The 18,124-nt window shown below is 67.6% G+C and carries 15 protein-coding genes and 6 tRNA genes; 20 read left to right on the forward strand and 1 reads right to left on the reverse strand.

The window, feature by feature from the left end:
• Positions 1-30 precede the first annotated feature (30 nt).
• The 13 genes from FMP39_RS26610 to FMP39_RS26670 all read left to right on the forward strand — a co-directional run bounded on the left by FMP39_RS26610 (position 31) and on the right by FMP39_RS26670 (position 7,634).
• Complete coding sequence (locus FMP39_RS26610) at positions 31-537, forward strand: regulatory protein RecX (RefSeq protein ID WP_141592968.1); 507 nt, start codon at positions 31-33, stop codon at positions 535-537.
• Between the two features lie 10 nt (positions 538-547).
• Positions 548-1,324 carry an outer membrane protein assembly factor BamD gene (locus tag FMP39_RS26615; protein ID WP_194858575.1) on the forward strand — a complete coding sequence of 259 codons (777 nt, stop codon included), beginning with the start codon at positions 548-550 and terminating at the stop codon, positions 1,322-1,324.
• Positions 1,321-2,025, forward strand: coding sequence for a hypothetical protein (locus FMP39_RS26620; protein ID WP_141592970.1), 705 nt, complete (start codon positions 1,321-1,323; stop codon positions 2,023-2,025). The genes FMP39_RS26615 and FMP39_RS26620 overlap by 4 nt, the downstream gene beginning before the upstream one ends.
• A gap of 39 nt (positions 2,026-2,064) precedes the next feature.
• Entirely contained in the window at positions 2,065-2,787 is a 723-nt protein-coding gene (locus FMP39_RS26625; RefSeq protein ID WP_011552090.1) for a lipopolysaccharide assembly protein LapB, read from the forward strand.
• Positions 2,788-2,792: 5 nt separating this feature from the next.
• On the forward strand, positions 2,793-3,731 hold the full coding sequence (locus FMP39_RS26630) for a DUF4388 domain-containing protein (protein WP_141257420.1): 939 nt from the start codon (positions 2,793-2,795) through the stop codon (positions 3,729-3,731).
• 63 nt (positions 3,732-3,794) lie between these two features.
• Complete coding sequence (gene selD, locus FMP39_RS26635; protein ID WP_141592971.1) at positions 3,795-4,853, forward strand: selenide, water dikinase SelD; 1,059 nt, start codon at positions 3,795-3,797, stop codon at positions 4,851-4,853.
• Positions 4,854-4,903: 50 nt separating this feature from the next.
• Positions 4,904-5,713, forward strand: a complete 810-nt coding sequence (locus FMP39_RS26640; protein WP_141592972.1) for an N-acetylmuramoyl-L-alanine amidase — start codon at positions 4,904-4,906, stop codon at positions 5,711-5,713.
• A gap of 87 nt (positions 5,714-5,800) precedes the next feature.
• Entirely contained in the window at positions 5,801-6,514 is a 714-nt protein-coding gene (gene rph, locus FMP39_RS26645) for a ribonuclease PH (RefSeq protein WP_011552094.1), read from the forward strand.
• A complete protein-coding gene (rdgB, locus tag FMP39_RS26650) occupies positions 6,511-7,104 on the forward strand; it encodes an RdgB/HAM1 family non-canonical purine NTP pyrophosphatase (RefSeq protein WP_141592973.1) in 594 nt (197 codons plus the stop codon). The genes rph and rdgB overlap by 4 nt, the downstream gene beginning before the upstream one ends.
• A 76-nt stretch (positions 7,105-7,180) precedes the next feature.
• Positions 7,181-7,254 (forward strand) — tRNA-Pro (locus FMP39_RS26655).
• Positions 7,255-7,290: 36 nt separating this feature from the next.
• A tRNA-Arg gene (locus tag FMP39_RS26660) sits at positions 7,291-7,364 on the forward strand.
• Between the two features lie 99 nt (positions 7,365-7,463).
• A tRNA-His gene (locus tag FMP39_RS26665) sits at positions 7,464-7,537 on the forward strand.
• Between the two features lie 23 nt (positions 7,538-7,560).
• Positions 7,561-7,634: transfer RNA gene (locus FMP39_RS26670), tRNA-Arg, on the forward strand.
• Positions 7,635-7,720: 86 nt separating this feature from the next.
• Here FMP39_RS26670 and bet read toward each other — a convergent pair.
• Positions 7,721-8,815 (reverse strand): phage recombination protein Bet, encoded by a 1,095-nt coding sequence (bet, locus tag FMP39_RS26675; RefSeq protein ID WP_141592974.1) that lies wholly within the window; start codon positions 8,813-8,815, stop codon positions 7,721-7,723.
• Between the two features lie 380 nt (positions 8,816-9,195).
• Here bet and FMP39_RS26680 point away from each other — a divergent pair.
• From FMP39_RS26680 to lon, 7 genes are all read left to right on the forward strand, one after another.
• A tRNA-Lys gene (locus FMP39_RS26680) sits at positions 9,196-9,268 on the forward strand.
• 104 nt (positions 9,269-9,372) lie between these two features.
• Positions 9,373-9,454, forward strand: a tRNA-Leu gene (locus FMP39_RS26685).
• A gap of 106 nt (positions 9,455-9,560) precedes the next feature.
• Positions 9,561-10,838, forward strand: a complete 1,278-nt coding sequence (gene tig, locus FMP39_RS26690; protein ID WP_141592975.1) for a trigger factor — start codon at positions 9,561-9,563, stop codon at positions 10,836-10,838.
• 21 nt (positions 10,839-10,859) lie between these two features.
• Positions 10,860-11,480 carry an ATP-dependent Clp endopeptidase proteolytic subunit ClpP gene (gene clpP, locus FMP39_RS26695; RefSeq protein ID WP_011552098.1) on the forward strand — a complete coding sequence of 207 codons (621 nt, stop codon included), beginning with the start codon at positions 10,860-10,862 and terminating at the stop codon, positions 11,478-11,480.
• 217 nt (positions 11,481-11,697) lie between these two features.
• Complete coding sequence (clpX, locus tag FMP39_RS26700; RefSeq protein ID WP_011552099.1) at positions 11,698-12,981, forward strand: ATP-dependent Clp protease ATP-binding subunit ClpX; 1,284 nt, start codon at positions 11,698-11,700, stop codon at positions 12,979-12,981.
• Positions 12,982-13,179: 198 nt separating this feature from the next.
• Positions 13,180-15,345 (forward strand): prolyl oligopeptidase family protein, encoded by a 2,166-nt coding sequence (locus tag FMP39_RS26705; RefSeq protein ID WP_141592986.1) that lies wholly within the window; start codon positions 13,180-13,182, stop codon positions 15,343-15,345.
• Positions 15,346-15,543: 198 nt separating this feature from the next.
• Positions 15,544-18,000 (forward strand): endopeptidase La, encoded by a 2,457-nt coding sequence (lon, locus tag FMP39_RS26710; RefSeq protein ID WP_141592976.1) that lies wholly within the window; start codon positions 15,544-15,546, stop codon positions 17,998-18,000.
• Positions 18,001-18,124: the final 124 nt, after the last annotated feature.

Here is an 18,124-nt window from a genome sequence, read left to right on the forward strand (position 1 = left end):
GGCCTGTTACCACATGCTAGGTATCCCGCCATGCATCCGGAGGACGAAGGGCCCGACGCTGTTCGCCGTGCCACGGACGCGTGCCTGAAGCTCCTGTCCATGCGCGGGCGCAGTCGCCGCGAGCTGGAGCAGGCCCTGGCCCGGAAGGGCTTCACCGAAGCGGTGTGCGAGGCCGCGCTCGCCCGCGTGAAGGCCTGGGGCTACCTGGACGACGAACGCTTCGCGCGCGAGCGGGCCACCCTGCTCCTGGGCCGAGGCCGGCTGGGGCCGGAGGCGGTGGCGCACCGGCTGCGGGCTCACGGGCTGGAGGAGGGGACGGCCCAGCAGGCCATCTCCGAGGCGAGCGACGCGGTGTCCTTCGACGCGCTGGCCACGGCGCGGGCGGTACTGGAGAAGCGGGGACTGCTCGGCCGCCCGCTGGGGGCCAGGGAGCGGGCCCGCGCAGGCCGGCTCCTGGACAGCCGGGGCTTCTCGGAGGACGTCATCTACCGGCTGCTCGGAGAAGCTTCGCTGGACCCCTCGGGGCCGGAGGAATAGCGTGGTGGAGATGCGTTCCGCCGTCGCCTTTCTGTCCGCCTTCCTGCTGTTCGGTACCGGGTGTGCGTCCCTCACGCAGGGCCAGGCCGGTGAGCCTGACTATGCCGCCGTCGCAGATGAGAACCTGCGGCTCGGCTCCGAGGCCCTGGAGAACAAGGACTTCTTCCGCGCCCAGAAGTACTTCGAGTACGTCCGGACGAAGTTCCCGTACCAGGAGGCCGCCCGCGAGGCCGAGCTGAAGCTGGCCGACGTGGACTTCGAGCGGGAGGCCTTCCCCGAGGCCAAGGAGCAGTACCAGGCCTTCATCAAGCTCTACCCCACGCACGCCAAGGTGGACTACGCCGCCTTCCGCTCCGCGATGACCCACGTGCGGGCCTACCCCTCCGAGTTCTTCGCCCTGCCGCCGTCCCGCGAGAAGGACCAGGGCGAAATCCGCTCCGCGCTGGTGGCCATGGAGGAGTTCCTGCGCCAGTACCCCCAGTCTCAGTACGTGGTGGAGGCGAAGACGCAGCGGGAGGACGCTCGGCGCCGGCTCGCCTCGCACGAGCTGTACGCGGCCCAGTTCTATCAGAAGCGTGAGCGCTGGAAGGCCGTGGCCCAGCGCCTGGAAGGGCTGCTGCGCCGCTACCCGGGCACGGAGTACGAGGAAGAGGCCCTCTTCGACCTGCACGACGCGTACGTGAAGCTGAATGACACGCAGAAGGCGCAGGACACGCTGCGCCAGGTGCTGCGTCGGCTGCCGGGCACGCCCGCCGCGGAGCGCGCCCAGCGTATGCTGGGCTCGTGAGAACGACCCAGGACTGGAGCCGCTTCGGTGGCGGCATCATCGTCATCCTGGCGCTGGGCGCCACCCTGGCCTTGTTCGTTCCACGCTTCCTGGGCGCCGCGGCCGGCCCGGAGCTGGAAATCATCACCGCGCTCAAGGCGACGGAGTCCAGCGGCCTGTCGCTGCCCGTCCCCGGCGCGCCGGGGCCCCTGACGTCCCGGCAGCACCGCTTCGCCCGCATCACCGTCAACGTGGCGCCCGGAGGTCAGCGGGCGGAGGCGCAGGCCACGCTCGACTTCGAGGGCGCCCTGGGCGACACCCGGGTGGGCACGGCGGGCGTGGAGCGGGTACCCTTCGTGGTGCGAAACGGGTCCTGGGTGCCGGAGACGACGGCGGCGCCCCGGCTCCAGGCGGTGGTGACAGCGCTGGAGTTCCGCCGCAGGGCGCTGCAGGCGGCGGACGCGGAGTCCCTGGGGCGGCTGGCGGGACCGGGCACGCCCGGAGTGGGCGGGCCGGAGTGGGAGCAATTGCGCCAGGTTCGGGCGCGGGGTTACCAGGCGGAAGCGTGGTACGTCCGGCTGGAGCGGGACGATGCGGTGGTGACGGAGCATTGGCGCCTTCAGGGGGCGCTGCCGGCGCGGCCGGTGGATACCCGGGGCCAGCGGCAACTCTCGTTGTCGCTCAGCGGTGATGAATTCTTGTTTTCTCCCAGCCTCATGTAGGCTGGACGTCTCGGAGGCAGGGCCCTGGCGGGCCGATTCATGGACGAGCCCCTCAAGCAGCTACTGACCCTCGGGCGCGGCTACTTCGAGAAGAAGCAGTACGCGCAGGCCGAGCAATACCTCGCGAAGATCGTCGAGCAGAATCCGACGTTCGCGGACGTGTTCAACATGCTCGGCATCATCTACCACGACCAGGGGCAGTTCGCCCGGGCGCAGCGCGCGTTCGAATCCGCGCTGAAGCTCAACCCCGCCTATACCGAGGCGGCGCTCAACCTGGCCGTCATCTACAACGACATGGGGAAGTACGCCGAGGCGAAGGAGGTCTACCAGGCCGCCCTCTCCCAGCAGAAATCCGGCCCGGACGAGCTGGACCCCTATGTGGAGAAGAAGATCGCCAACATGTACGGCGAGATTGGCGACGTCTTCGCCTCCAGCGGCGTGTGGGCCAAGGCCATTGAGGAGTACCGGCGCGCGCTCGCGCTGTGTCCTCAGTTCGTGGACATCCGCCTCAAGCTGGGCAACGCCCTGCGCGACGCGGGGGACAACGCGGCGGCCCTCATCGAATACGAGCAGGTCATCGCCCAGAACCCGGCTTTCATCCCGGGGCACATCCAGTATGGAGTCGCGCTGTACTCGGCCGGGCGGCGGGCGGAGGCGGTGCAGGTCTGGGAGGACGTGCTGGTGCGCAGCCCCGGTAACAAGAGCGCGCAGATGTACCTCAACCTGGTGAAGGACCCCGGCAAGGCGGAGCAGGCTGGCTGACGACCATGGACACCCAAAAGACCTACGCCCTCAAGTTCATCTCAGGGAAGTACCAGGGCGGCGAATTCCCGCTGAAGGCGGACAAGCAGATCGTCATCGGCCGCTCCAGTGAGCTGGACATGGTGCTCGTGGAGGACATGGTCTCCCGCAAGCACGCGCGCATCAGCTTCTCCGATGGGAGCATCACCATCGAGGACCTGGGCTCCACCAACGGCACCTTCGTCAACGGTGAGAAGGTGAAGCAGTCCCGCCTGAAGGAAGGGGACCGCATCCTCATCGGGACCTCCATCCTCAAGCTCGTGCACCAGGGCGCCGAAGGCGCCAGCGTGGATGAGGGCACCGCCCGGCTGAAGCTGGAGGAGGCCGCCGCGGCCCAGGCCGCGCGGACCACCAACAAGGCCAGCTCCATGACGGGGAAGATTGAGGAGATTCCCCTTCCGGACCTGCTCCAGCTGTTCCACACGTCCAAGAAGAACGGCGTGCTGGTGGTGCAGCGCAGCGACCAGGAAGGGCGCATCTACCTGCGCCAGGGCCGCGTGTACTACGCCGTCATCGGCGAGAACCACAACCTGGGGCCGCAGAAGAGCTTCAACCGCATCATCACCTGGGAAGAGGGCGACTTCGAGCTGCGCCCGGCGGAGAACCAGGAGTTCATGGTGGAGCTGGACTCGTCCACCGAGGCGCTCCTCATGGACGCGCTCCGCCAGCTGGACGAAATCAAGCGCCTGCAGCCGAGCCTCCCGACGGCGGATGCCTCGCTGGCGCTGGCCTCGCCGCTGACGCCGCCGCTCAAGGAGCTGGCGCCGGAGCTGCTGGACGTGCTGCAACTGGTGCACAACTACGGCACCCTGAACGCAGTGATGGACCACGCGGACGCGGACGACGTCGTCACCGCCGAGGCCGTGGTGCAGCTGCTCAAGCGGGACTACATCCGAGCGGCCTGAGCGGTGAACGGGCCGGGCCCTTTCGGGGGCCCGTGCCAGGACGGCGAGGCGTGGGGAGCGGGCATGGCGGAGAAGAAGACGGACAAGGTGAAGCGCCTCACTGAGATGAGCCACTGCGCGGGCTGCGCGGCGAAGCTGCGGGCCTCGGACCTGGCGCAGGTGCTGGGAGGGCTGAAGTCCACGAAGGGCCCCCAGGCGCTGGTGGGGTTCTCCACGAATGACGACGCGGCCGTGTACCGGCTGGCGCCCGGTATGGCCGTGGTGGAGACGGTGGACTTCTTTCCACCGGTGGTGGACGACCCGTTCCAGTTCGGGGCCATTGCCGCGGCGAACGCGCTGTCGGACATCTACGCCATGGGCGCGCGCCCTCTCTTCGCGCTCAACCTGGTGTGCTTCCCGGACGAGCTCCCGCTGAAGGTGCTGTCGAAAATCCTGGCGGGTGGCCAGTCCAAGGCGGACGAGGCCGGCATCCCCATCCTGGGCGGCCACAGCATCCGGGACTCCGAGCCGAAGTTCGGCATGGCCGTCACCGGCGTGGTGCACCCGAAGAAGGTGCTCACCAACGCGGGCGCGAAGCCGGGGGACGTGCTCTTCCTCACCAAGCCCCTGGGCTCGGGCATCGCGACCACCGCCATCAAGCGGGGCGTGGCGTCCAAGCAGTTGGCGAAGCGGGCCCTGGGGGTGATGACGACGCTCAACCGGGCCGCCGGCGAGGTGTTCGCCTCCGGGAAGTTCAAGGTGAACGCCCTCACGGACGTGACGGGCTACGGCCTGTTGGGGCACCTGCTGGAGATGATGACCGCGGCGAAGGCGCGCGCCACGCTGGACCTGGAGCGCATCCCGCTCATCGCCGAAGTGCCCGCGCTGGCGGAGGACGGCGTGGTGCCCGGTGGTACGAAGTCGAACCTCGCGCACGTCCACAAGAAGGTCCGCTTCCCCGAAGGACTGCCCGAGTGCATCCAGTGGGTGCTCGCGGACGCGCAGACCAACGGCGGCCTCCTGGCCAGCGTCCCCGCACGTCAGGCGCTCAAGGCGCTCAAGGCGCTGGAGGCGGCTGGCGTGGACGCGGCGCTGATTGGTGAAGTCCAGGCGGGGAAGCCGGGCATCGACGTGGTGGGCTGAGGCCCGGATTTCGCGCTGGCGGCCGGGCTCCGCTAGCATGCGGCCCCAGCATGCCGTCGCCGCGCCGCCCCCTCCTCGGCCTCCTGTCCCTGCTCTGGCTGCTCCCCGTCATCGCCGGGGCGGCGGAGCGTCCCGCGCGCATCATCATCGACCCGGGACACGGTGGCGCGAAGGAAGGCGCCAGGGGCCCCGGCAAGCTGCGGGAGAAGGACGTCGCGCTCCAGATTTCGCTCCGCCTCCGGGACAAGCTCGAGGCCGCGGGGGGCGACGTGTTCCTGACGCGCGAGCACGACACGCTGGTGTCGCTGACGGAGCGCGTGGCGTGGACCAATGACCACGCGCCCGACCTCTTCATCTCCATCCACGCCAACTCCATGCCCACGAAGCGGATGCGCGCGCGCACCGAGGGCGTGGAGACGTACTTTCTGTCCGCCAGCGCCTCGGGTGACGCCGCGCTCGCCGTGGCGGACCGGGAGAACGCGGAGGCGCCCATGTCGCGCGCCGCGCGGACGGACTCCACGCTGGCCTTCATCCTCCAGGACCTGGCGCGCACGGAGGCGCACGCGGATTCCTCGCGCCTGGCCTACGCCATCCACCCGCGCCTCGTGCGCGGCACCCGCGCGGTGAACCGGGGCGTGCAGCAGGCGCCCTTCTTCGTCCTCTCTGGCGTGGAGTGCCCGGCCGTCCTCGTGGAGGTGGGCTACATCTCCCATCCCGTGGAGGGGCCCCGGCTGGGCCGGCCGGAGTACCAGGAGAAGCTGGCCGAGGCGATTACCGAGGGCGTGCTGGCCTTCCTCAAGGAGACGCGCCGCCGGGACGCCGCCCGGGGGACCGAGGTGGCTGGCCCCGTGTCGCCCTGAGTGCAACGGCGCCAAGGCAATCGACACCCGCGCGGCGTGGCTCTGGTAGAGAAGGGGACGCTCGTCCTCATTTCCCAGGAGCCTGCTGTGCGTTCCTTTCAACGTGGTGCGCTGGACCTTCGCCCCGTCGTCCTCACCCCCGGTGTCTCCCGCTACGCGGAGGGCTCGGTGCAGGTGGAGTTCGGCCACACCAAGGTGCTCGTCACCTGCTCCACGGAGGAGCGCGTTCCGCCGCACCTGATGGGCAAGGGCTCCGGCTGGGTGACGGCGGAGTACGGCATGCTGCCGCGCGCCACGCACTCGCGGAACCAGCGTGAGTCCGCCAAGGGCAAGCAGACGGGCCGCACCATGGAAATCCAGCGGCTCATCGGCCGCTCCCTTCGCGCCGCGGTGGACCTGTCCACCCTGGGGCCTCGCACCCTGACGCTGGACTGTGACGTGCTCCAGGCGGACGGCGGCACCCGCACCGCTTCCATCACCGGGGCCTACGTGGCGCTGGTGCTGGCGCTGCGCTCGCTGCAGAAGGCGGGAACCATCTCCAAGCTGCCCAAGCTCACGCCGTTGGCGGCCGTGTCCGTGGGCATCGTCAAGGGCGAGGTCCGGGTGGACCTGGACTACGACGAGGACTCCACCGCGGATGTGGACCTGAACCTGGTGGCCACCGCGGACGGCCGCATGGTGGAGCTGCAGGGGACGGCGGAGCACCAGCTCTTCGACCGCAAGGCCCTGGACGCCATGGTGGACGGCGGGCTGGCCGCCATTCAGAAGCTGACCGCCGCGCAGGCGCAGGTGCTGGGATGATGGTGAAGCCCCGGCTGCTCTTCGCCACGTCCAACCAGGGCAAGTTGCGCGAGCTGCGCGGCCTCGTCGGAGACTCGGTGGAAGTGGTGTCCCTGGCGGACCTGCCTCCCGTGCCCGAGCCCGTGGAGGACGGCGCCACGTTCGAGGAGAACGCCGTGAAGAAGGCCCGCGCCTATGCGGACGCCACGGGGATGCTCACCCTGGCGGATGACTCCGGGCTGTGCGTGGACGCGCTGGGCGGCAGGCCCGGTGTGCAGTCCGCGCGCTATGCCCCGGGGGATGACCGGGCCCGTTACGAGAAGCTGCTGACCGAGCTGGCCGGCGTGCCCGACGCGCAGCGCACCGCGTCCTTCCGCTGCGCGCTGGCGCTGGTGGGGCCCGGAGGAGGGGAGGCGAAGGTGGAGGTGGGGCAGTGCAATGGCCGTATCGGCCACGCCCCGAAGGGAAGCCATGGTTTCGGCTATGACCCCGTCTTCATCCTTCCGGGCGGCGACCGGGCCCTGGCGGAGCTGACGCCGGAGGAGAAGTCGGCCATTTCCCACCGGGGGAAGGCCTTCCAGAAGATGAAGCCCCACCTGCTGGGCTTGTAGCCGTCCGGAATACGAGGCCGTCAGTCACGTCGGCCTTGCGCGTCCGTTCGGGATGGTTCAACAATGCCGGACTTCTCGGGGCGTAGCGCAGCCTGGTAGCGCACCTGCCTTGGGCGCAGGGGGTCGGAGGTTCGAATCCTCTCGCCCCGACTTGAAGTGCAGCATCGGAAGCAGGCGGCCCGGCCAGCTCCAGTAGCTCAGCTGGATAGAGCACCGGCCTTCTAAGCCGGGGGTCGCAGGTTCGAGCCCTGCCTGGGGCGCTAACCTGGCCGTAAGTCGTATTTGGGCCTTGTCAGGGTCCTGGTTTCCAAGGTAGGGAAGCCGCCGCTTCAAACGCCGTTCGCGGTAAAGCTGTAACGGCGGCCATAGCTCAACTGGTTAGAGCGCCGGACTGTGACTCCGGAGGTTGCCGGTTCGATCCCGGTTGGCCGCCCTTCTTTACCCACCCTCGAAATTGCGTTCGTAGCTCAACTGGATAGAGCACCGGGCTTCGAACCCGGGGGTTGGGGGTTCAAGTCCCTCCGAGCGCGCACCTTCCAGCAGGTTGAAGCAGGAACGCCCCCGCCACTTTCGTAGCGGGGGCGCCCCTCACGGCCTGACGGTTTCCTGCTCAGCGTCACGCATCATGGGCCGCGCCGTTGCCGCCGCCCTTCGACGCCGGCACCCGGCAACGCAGCTCCGTCTCCGCCTCCAACGCCAGCAGGTTCTCCCGCATGGCCTTGGCCCAGCGCGCCCGGGGCTGCTCCATCAGCTTCTCGTTGGCCAGGTCGATGGACTCGCTCAGCTCGTCGTCGGAGAGCTCGGAGGCCGTCTTCCCCTTGTGGGGGCCGAACGCCACCACCACGGCGCTCGGCTTGGGGCGTGGCGCCGCGGGCTCCGGACTGGCGGCGGGCACCGCCTCCAGCGTGGACTCGCGGGGCTGCTTGGGCTGGAGCGGCACATCGATGTTCAGCTGCGCCGCGGCGGCCTGGGGCGCGCGCGGCTCCTGGGGCGCCAGCGGCGGGAAGGACGCCTTGAGGGGACCGGGCTTGGAGCCCAGCACCTCGTAGGGGCCGCTGCCGTGTTCGTCCGAGTGTGACTCGTAGTCCTCGGCGGGCATCTCCTCCCGCACGTAGAGTCCGCCGAAGGCCTCCGGGTACGCCTTGCGCAGGGCGGCCACGCGGGCGCACTTCTCAATCATGGTGGTGGGAATCTTGGACCACAGCGGCGTCTGCTGGACGTAGCCGCTGAAGTCCAACCACACCACCACCGGCAGCTTGTCCTCGCGCACCACACGCGACCAGGCGCCCACCAGCGCGCCCTTTCGCTTGGCGGGGTTGAAGCGGTGCACCACCTCGCCTCGGCCCTGGTCCACGACGATGTCGTCCTCGGCGAACACCGCGCTCGCCTGGATGCCCTTGAAGTCCGGGAAGCGCTCGGCGCGCGCGAGCATTCCGGCCTCGGAGGGTTGGAACTCGTACTTCGTCACCCAGTTGGGCCGCTCGCGGTTGCCAGCGTTCTGCCGGCGCGCCACGCAGAAGGCCTCCTTGAGGAGCGGGTCCAGGCCACTGCGCTTGCACTGCTCGATGAAGAGGGCGAACTCGTCCTCGCTGATGCCGCGAGGGCAGATGGTCCGCTTCACGAGCTCCACGCGCTCCCGTGTCCACCCGGCGTGCTGGCCACCCTGGCCGGCCGCCGTTCCTTCCGCCTTCTGTTGGGGGTTGGCTTCCATCTCTGTCTTCTCCTGCTACGTCCTGCGCGAAAAGGGCGGACGACCTCCGTCCGCCCGCATGGTTGCCGCGGGGTGCTCGGTGCTCTCGAGGTGACTGACCGCGAGCCATCACACGCTCGCCATCCCGCCAGGCTGGGACGAACAGCGTGCTACGGCCATGTTGAACATCGGAGTGGGGCGCTCGCTTCACATGCCTGCGTCGCGCGCCGGGCCCGGCTGAAGGGCATGCGGACCAGCATCGACTCCGGAAAGCACCGGAGACGAGTCGCCACGGACAGGAATGAAGGGGGGCGTGAAAAAACGTTTTGACACAGCAGGCGGCGTTCTGTAGTTACCGCCGCCACCTGGACGCCGCGCAGGCGGCGGACCGGGGCAGTGCCGGGAGCGTAGCTCAATTGGCAGAGCAATGGACTCTTAATCCATAGGTTGTGGGTTCGATTCCCTCCGCTCTCACTGTGAGGCCCCTCCAGAAATGGAGGGGCCTTTTTGTTTTTCCGGCCCCTGCCGTCCCGTGGACGTTTCGCGGTAAGACGGTGCAGTGCACGACGGCGCAACCCGGGCGGGTGGCGAAACTGGTAGACGCGCCAGACTTAGGATCTGGTACCGCAAGGTGTGAGGGTTCGAGTCCCTCCTCGCCCATTTCGCGTTGACCCGTTCGTGCCTATCCCCTAAAGGCGCACGTCCCACTTTTCCGGCACCGCCCGAAACGACTGATTGTCTGGCGGCGGTGGCGAGCGAGGCCCGCATGAAGGTCCAGGTCGAGGAGCTTTCTCCCATTGAGAAGAAGCTCTCCATCGAGGTCGACAATGCCCGCGTGGCGGAGGAGCTTTCCCGCGCGTACTCCAACCTGGGCCGCCAGGTGCGGCTGCCGGGGTTCCGTCAGGGCAAGGTGCCTCGCCGCATCCTGGAGCAGCGCTTCCGTGACCAGGTGGAGGACGAGGTCATCCAGCGCGTGGTGCAGAGCGCGTACGTGGAGGCCATCCGCGAGCACAACGTGGAGGTCGTCGCCACGCCGCAGGTGACCAACTCCGGCCTCAAGCCCAACACCCCGTTCACTTTCGAGGCTCGCGTCGAGGTGAAGCCCAAGGTGGAGGCCAAGGACTACGTCGAGCTGCCGCTGACGAAGTCCGACACCGCCGTCACCGACGAGCAGGTGAACGAGCAGCTGGAGCGCATGCGCCAGTCGATGGCCCGGCTGGAGCCCGTCACCGACCGCGACACCGCCGCCTCCGGCGACTACGCCACCGTGGACTTCGATGCCACCGTGGACGGCCAGCCGTTCGCGGGCAGCAAGGCGGAGGGCATCACCGTGCAGGTGCAGCCCGGTGAGCTGGTGGAGTCCAAGATTGCCGCCCTGGAGGGCGTGAAGGTCGGCGAGTCCAAGGACATCGACTACGCCTTCCCGCAGGATTACCGGGTGGAGGAGGTGCGCGGAAAGACGGCGCGCTTCCACATCACGCTCAAGGGCGTGCAGAAGGAAATCGTCCCCGAGCTGAACGACGACTTCGCCAAGCAGACGGGCGTCGCCCAGTCCATTGACGAGCTGCGCACCAAGCTCCGTGAGGACATGGAGAAGGCGCGCAAGTCCCAGGTGGAGGGTGAGGAGCGCGAGGCGCTGATGAAGGCGCTGCTGGAGCGCAACACCTTCGACGTGCCCCGCGCCATGGTGGAGCGGGCCATGGACTCCATGTTGCGCGGCGCGCTGCAGCAGCTCCAGCGCTCCGGTGTGGACCCCCGCCAGCTGAACCTGGACTTCAACCGGCTGCGCGAGGACATGCGCGAGAAGGCCCTCCAGGAAGTGAAGGGCACGCTGCTCTTCGAGTCCATCGCTCAGAAGGAGGGCATCCAGGCCTCCGACGCGGACGTGGACGCCCGCATCGAGCAGCTCGCCAACGAGGCGGGCCAGCCGGTCGCCGTGGTGCAGAAGTACTTCAAGGGCGCCGACGAGCGGCTCGGGTTGTCTCTCCGACTCCGTGAGGAAAAGACGATTGAATTCCTGAGGAGCCGGGCGAAGTATTCGTAAGGTTCCCTCACCGAGGTCGACATGCCCTTCATGCCCGTTCCCTACGTCATCGAGCAGACCCACCGGGGTGAGCGCTCGTACGACATCTACAGCCGGCTCCTGAAGGACCGCATCGTGATGCTGGGCACGGAGATCGACGATGACGTGGCGAACGTCATCGTCGCCCAGCTGCTGTTCCTGGAGTCGGAAGACCCGGACAAGGACATCAACCTCTACATCAACTCGCCGGGTGGGTCGGTGACGGCGGGCCTCGCCATCTACGACACCATGCAGTACGTGAAGTGTCCGGTGTCCACCATCTGCGTCGGGCAGGCGGCCTCCATGGGGGCCGTCCTCCTGCTCGCCGGTGCCAAGGGCAAGCGTTACGCCCTGCCGTCCAGCCGCATCATGATTCACCAGCCTCTGGGGGGTGTGCGCGGTCAGGCAACGGACATTGAAATCCAGGCGAAGGAAATCCTCCGGATGAAGGCGAAGCTCAACGAGCTCATCGTCAAGCACACCGGACAGTCCATCGAGCGTGTCGAGAAGGACACGGACCGCGACTACTTCATGGGCGCGTCCGAGGCGAAGGCCTACGGCATCATCGATGAGATCCAGAATCCCCGGAAGGTCGTGGGACTGGGCAAGGAAGAGAAGAAGTAGGCGGATTGCCGAGGCTTCGGGGCCTCGGCCGGCAGCCGGAGCCGCGGGAATGCGCCCCCGCGACTCCGGCTTTCTGCTTTCTGCGTCACGGCACAGGTCCTGTTAAGTACCCGGAAGGCGCGTGGACGTTCCGGACGGGGGCTGACTAGATTGGTCCCGAGCCAGGAACGGGGTGGAGTTCGGGGGCGGGGGCCTTTCAGGCGCAGCGAGGGACGAAATGGCGGGCAAGAACGTGGAGAAGCGAGACAACCAGACCCTCTGCTGCTCCTTCTGTGGAAAGTCACAGAAGGAGGTCAAGAAGCTCATCGCGGGGCCGACGGTCTACATCTGCGACGAGTGCATCGGGCTGTGCAACGACATCATCGCGGAGGAGATCGACCGCGAGGAGACGAAGGACACGAAGCTGCGCATCCCCCGGCCCTCCGAAATCAAGGCGGTCCTGGACGAGTACGTGATTGGGCAGGAGCGGGCGAAGAAGACGCTCTCCGTCGCCGTGCACAATCACTACAAGCGCATCGAGTCCAAGGTCGCGATGGAGGACGTGGAGCTCCAGAAGAGCAACATCCTTCTGCTGGGGCCTACGGGTAGCGGCAAGACGCTGCTGGCGCAGACGCTGGCGCGCATCCTCAACGTGCCCTTCACCATCGCCGACGCGACGTGCCTCACCGAGGCCGGCTACGTGGGCGAGGACGTGGAGAACATCATCGTCAACCTGCTGCAGGCCGCCGACCACGACATCGAGCGGGCCCAGCGCGGCATCGTCTACATCGACGAAATCGACAAGATTGCGCGCAAGTCGGAGAACCCCTCCATCACCCGCGACGTCAGCGGCGAGGGCGTTCAGCAGGCGCTGCTCAAGCTCATCGAAGGCACGGTGGCCAATGTTCCGCCCAAGGGTGGCCGCAAGCACCCGCAGCAGGAGTTCCTGCAGGTGGACACCACCAACATCCTCTTCATCTGCGGCGGCGCCTTCGGCGGGCTGGACCAGGTGATTGAGCGCCGCATGGGCGGCCGCAGCCTGGGCTTTGGCGCGGACGTGCAGTCCAAGAAGCAACGCAGCCTCACGGAGCTGCTCAAGCACGTGGAGCCGGAGGACCTGCTGAAGTTCGGCATGATTCCGGAGTTCATCGGCCGCCTGCCCATCATCACCGCGCTGGAGGAGCTGGATGAGGCTGCCCTCATCAACATCCTCAACCAGCCGAAGAACGCGCTCACCAAGCAGTACCGCAAGCTCTTCGAACTGGACGGCGTGACGCTGAAGTTCACCGACGGCGCCCTCAAGGCCATTGCCAACGAGGCCATCCGCCGCAAGGCGGGCGCCCGTGGCCTGCGCTCCATCCTGGAGTCGGCCATGCTGGACGTGATGTACGAAATCCCGTCCCGCAAGACGGCCCGCGAGGTGCTCATCTCCGAGGAAGTGATTCTCAAGAAGAGCGAGCCGGTGGTGCTGCACGCCCAGCCGGAGAAGGAAGCCGCGGAGCCGAAGAAGGAATCCGCCTGACGCCTGGGCCCCTGTCAGGGGGCCCGGTGTCGTCTGGTTGACGAGGCGCGTCACGGAACCACCTGGTGTGGTCCGGGCGCGCCTCTTTCGTCAGGGGAGGGGCCGGGCTTGCGTTGGCCCCGCCACACTTTTTGTGGGACGGCCGGGGGCCTTTCTGTATGTGCTGGGCCCATGAGAAAGCTGCTCGTTCCCGCCCTGATGTCGCTCGCGGCGTGTGCCTCCCAGAAGGAGGCCGCGCGTGATGAGCTGCCCGCGGCAGCCTCCGCGGCCCCCGTAACCGAGGAGTCTCCCCGCATGTCCTACCCGGCGACCCGGGCGGAGCAGGTTGTCGACACGTTGCACGGCGTCCAGGTGGCGGACCCGTACCGCTGGCTCGAGGACGAGAAGGCCCCCGAGGTCCAGACGTGGATGACGGCGCAGAACGCGCACGCCCGCGAAGCGCTGGCGAAGTTCCCCGGCCGTGAGGCCCTGGCCGCGCGCTTCAAGGAGCTGTTCTACACCGACTCCGTCTCCACCCCGTCGCGCCGCAACGGGCGCTTCTTCTACGTCCGCACCCACAAGGACAAGGAGAAGGCCATCCTCTACTGGCGCCAGGGGGAGAGCGGGCCAGAGAAGGTGCTGTTGGATCCGAACGGCTGGAGCAAGGACGGCACCGTGTCCCTGGGGACGTGGGCCGTGTCCTGGGACGGCAAGAAGGTGGCCTTCGCCCAGAAGCCCAACGCCGCGGATGAGGCGGTGCTGCACGTCATCGACGTGGACTCCGGCGAGTGGTCCAAGGTGGACGTCATCGAGGGCGGCAAGTACGCCACGCCCAAGTGGACGCCCGACAGCAAGGGCTTCTATTACGAGTGGCTGCCCACGGACCCGTCCATCAAGGTGGACGAGCGCCCCGGCTACACCACCATCCGCTACCACACGCTGGGCACGGAGCCGTCGAAGGACACCGTGGTGCACGAGCGCACCGGCGACCCGACGACGTTCCTCCAGAGCGACCTGAGCCGCGACGGCAAGTACCTGTTCGTCTACATCCTCCGCGGCTGGAGCGAGAACGACGTCTACTGGAAGCGGCCGGGTGAGAAGGACTTCCGCCTGCTGGTGAAGGGCGCGGGCGCCAAGTACGAGGTGCACGCCTGGAAGGACCGCTTCTACGTCCTCACCGACGAGGGCGCCCCGCGCCAGCGCGTCTTCGAGGTGGATCCGGCGAAGCCGGCCCGCGCGTCGTGGAAGGAGATTGTCCCCGAGGACCCGTCCGCGTCCCTGCTGTCCGTCAGCATCGTCGGCGGGCACCTGTCGCTGGAGTACCTCAAGGACGCGACGTCCGAGGTGCGCGTGGCCACGCTGAAGGGCAAGCCGGTGCGCACGGTGCAGCTGCCGGGTGTGGGCGCGGCGTCCAACCTGGTGGGCCTGGAGGACCTGGATGACGCCTACTACGTCTTCACGTCCTTCACCACGCCCCGCCAAATCTACAAGACGTCCGTCAGCACCGGGAAGTCGGAGCTCTGGGCCAAGGTGGACGTGCCCATGAACCCGGAGCAGTACCAGGTGGAGCAGGTCTTCTACGCGTCCAAGGACGGGACGAAGGTGCCCATGTTCGTGGTGCACCGCAAGGACCTGAAGCGTGACGGCAACGCGCCCACGCTGCTCTACGGCTACGGCGGCTTCAACGTGAACATGGAGGCCAACTTCCGCTCGAGCATCCTGCCCTGGCTGGACGCGGGCGGCGTGTACGCGGTGGCCAACCTGCGCGGCGGCGGCGAGTACGGCAAGGCCTGGCACGATGCCGGCCGCCTGGACAAGAAGCAGAACGTCTTCGACGACTTCCACGCGGCGGCCGAGTACCTGGTCCAGCAGAAGTACACGCAGCCCAAGCGGCTGGCCATCTACGGTGGCAGCAACGGCGGCCTGCTGGTGGGCGCGGCCATGACGCAGCGGCCGGAGCTGTACGGCGCGGTGGTGTGCGCGGTGCCCCTGCTGGACATGGTGCGCTACCACCTCTTCGGCAGTGGCCGGACCTGGATTCCGGAGTACGGCACGGCGGAGAAGCCCGAGGACTTCAAGACGCTGCACGCCTACTCGCCCTACCACCACGTTCGGCCGGGCGTGCGCTACCCGGCGCTGCTGATGATGGCGGCGGACCACGACGACCGGGTGGACCCCATGCACGCCCGCAAGTTCGTGGCGGCGGTGCAGAACTCGCCCGGAAACCCGGCGACGGCGCTGCTGCGCATCGAGGCCAACGCGGGCCACGGTGGCGCGGATCAGGTGGCCAAGGCCATTGAGTCCAGCGTGGACCTGTACTCGTTCCTGTTCCACGCCCTGGAGGTCCAGGGGGCACAGGGTGGGGTGGCGGCGCAGGGCCGCTGACACCCCAAGCGGACGCCCGAGGGAGCCTCGGGTGTTCCCTTGATGGCAAGACGCCGTTCCCCAATCTTGAGGCGGGGAACGGCGCCGCGAAACGCCGTGTTATAGAACTGCTGCATCCCGTACGAATGCTCGGCGAGCGAGCAGACGGGCAACTCTTCTAGGGGCCTGCAACTCCGAGGGCCCGCAGGTGGCGGATACATGTTCTTCGGACGTGACGACAAGAAGGAAGCCCAGAAGCGGGGTTTGACGGTCCCGCTCTTGCCCCTTCGGGACATCATCGTGTTCCCGCACATGGTGGTGCCGTTGTTCGTCGGCCGGGAGAAGTCCATCGCGGCGTTGAAGGACGCGATGGCGCACAAGGGGCCGGACGACAAGGCCGTCATCCTGCTGGCCGCGCAGAAGAAGGCCAAGACGAACGACCCTACCCCCGACGACATCTTTCACTTCGGTACGCTGGGCCACGTCATCCAGCTCCTCCCGCTGCCCGACGGCACGGTGAAGGTGCTGGTGGAAGGCGTGCGCCGCGCCAAGGTGAAGAAGTTCCACCCCAACGACGCCTTCTTCATGGTCGAGGTGGAGGAGGTGGAGGAGCAGACGGAGAAGACGGTGGAGCTGGAGGCGCTCGTTCGCAGCGTCCACTCCGTCTTCGAGGCCTTCGTCAAGCTCAACAAGCGCATCCCGCCTGAGATGCTGATGCAGGTGGCCAGCATCGACGACCCGGCGCGGCTGGCCGACACCATCGTCGCGCACCTCTCCCTGAAGCTGAATGACAAGCAGGCCCTGCTCGAGACGGAGTCCCCGGCCAAGCGCCTGGAGAAGCTCTACGAGCTGATGCAGGGTGAGATCGAGATTCTCCAGGTGGAGAAGAAGATCCGCACGCGCGTCAAGAAGCAGATGGAGAAGACCCAGAAGGAGTACTACCTGAATGAGCAGATGCAGGCCATTCAGAAGGAGCTGGGTGAGCGCGACGAGTTCAAGAACGAGATTCAGGAGATTGAAGAGAAGCTGAAGAACAAGCGGATGAGCAAGGAGGCCACGCTCAAGGTCAAGAAGGAGCTGAAGAAGCTCCGGATGATGAGCCCGATGAGCGCCGAGGCCACCGTCGTCCGCAACTACATCGACTGGATCATCAGCCTCCCCTGGTACGACGAGACGCAGGACCGTCTGGACGTCACCGAGGCGGAGACGGTGCTCAACGAGGACCACTACGGCTTGAAGAAGCCGAAGGAGCGCATCCTCGAGTACCTGGCCGTGCAGCAGCTGGTGAAGAAGCTCAAGGGCCCCGTGCTGTGCTTCGTCGGCCCTCCGGGCGTCGGCAAGACGTCGCTGGCGCGCTCCATCGCCCGGGCCACCGGCCGCAAGTTCGTGCGCCTGTCGCTGGGCGGCGTGCGGGACGAGGCGGAGATTCGCGGCCACCGGCGCACGTACATCGGCGCGATGCCGGGCAAGCTCATCCAGTCGCTGAAGAAGGCGGGCAGCAACAACCCCGTCTTCCTGCTCGACGAAATCGACAAGATGTCCACGGACTTCCGTGGCGACCCGAGCGCGGCGCTGCTGGAGGTGCTGGACCCCGAGCAGAACCACAACTTCAACGACCACTACCTGGACCTCGACTACGACCTGTCCAAGGTGATGTTCATCTGCACCGCGAACACGATGCACAACATCCCCGGTCCGCTGCAGGACCGCATGGAGGTGATTCGCATCGCGGGGTACACCGAGCCGGAGAAGCTCTCCATCGCGCGGCGCTACCTCATCCCGAAGGAGCAGGAGGCCAACGGGCTGGCAGACCTCAAGGTGGACATCTCCGACCCGGCGCTGCGGACCATCATCCACCGCTACACGCGTGAGTCGGGCGTGCGTTCGCTCGAGCGTGAGATTGGTGGCGTGTTCCGCAAGATTGCCCGCGACGTGCTGAAGAACGGCAAGCGGGACATCGAGGTGGACCGGAAGATGGCCATGAAGTTCCTGGGCACGCCTCGCTACCGCTACGGCGTGGCGGAGCGCGAGGACCAGGTGGGCATCGTCACGGGCCTGGCCTGGACGGAGCTGGGTGGCGAAATCCTCACCACCGAGGCCACGGTGATGCCGGGCAAGGGCAAGCTCATCATCACCGGCAAGCTGGGTGAGGTGATGCAGGAGTCCGCGCAGGCGGCCATGTCCTACGTGCGCAGCCGCGCCGAGCGCTTCGGCATCGACCGCAAGGTGTTCGAGAACTACGACATCCACGTCCACTTGCCGGAGGGCGCGATTCCGAAGGACGGTCCGTCCGCCGGCGTCACCATCTGCACCGCGCTGGTGAGCGCGCTCACCCGCGTGCTCATCCGCCGCGACGTGGCGATGACGGGTGAAATCACCCTGCGCGGACGGGTGCTCCCCATTGGCGGCCTGAAGGAGAAGACGCTGGCCGCGCACCGGGCGGGCATCAAGACGGTCCTCATTCCGAAGGCCAACAAGAAGGACCTGAAGGACATCCCGCTCAAGATTCGCAAGCAGCTGCGCATCGTCCCGGTGGAGTTCGTGGACGACGTGCTGCGCGAGGCGCTGGTGCTGGAGAAGCCGGAGGAGTTCGGCCGCAAGCCGGCGACGACGGACGGCGGCAAGCTGGGTGGCACCACGGAGCTGCCGGCCTCGCCGGCCGTGGCCCCGGCCTAGCGTCAGACAGACAGCACCCGGTGGGCCGCCGCGCCTGCCGGGCCGAGCTGAAGGGAAGCCAGGACGCCGGACGACCAAGGTCGCCGGGTTCCTGGCTTCTCCTTTTCTGGCGCCTGGACCTTCG

Origin of the sequence: Myxococcus sp. AB056 (assembly GCF_006547365.1) — a bacterium.
GTDB classification, from domain to species: domain Bacteria; phylum Myxococcota; class Myxococcia; order Myxococcales; family Myxococcaceae; genus Myxococcus; species Myxococcus virescens.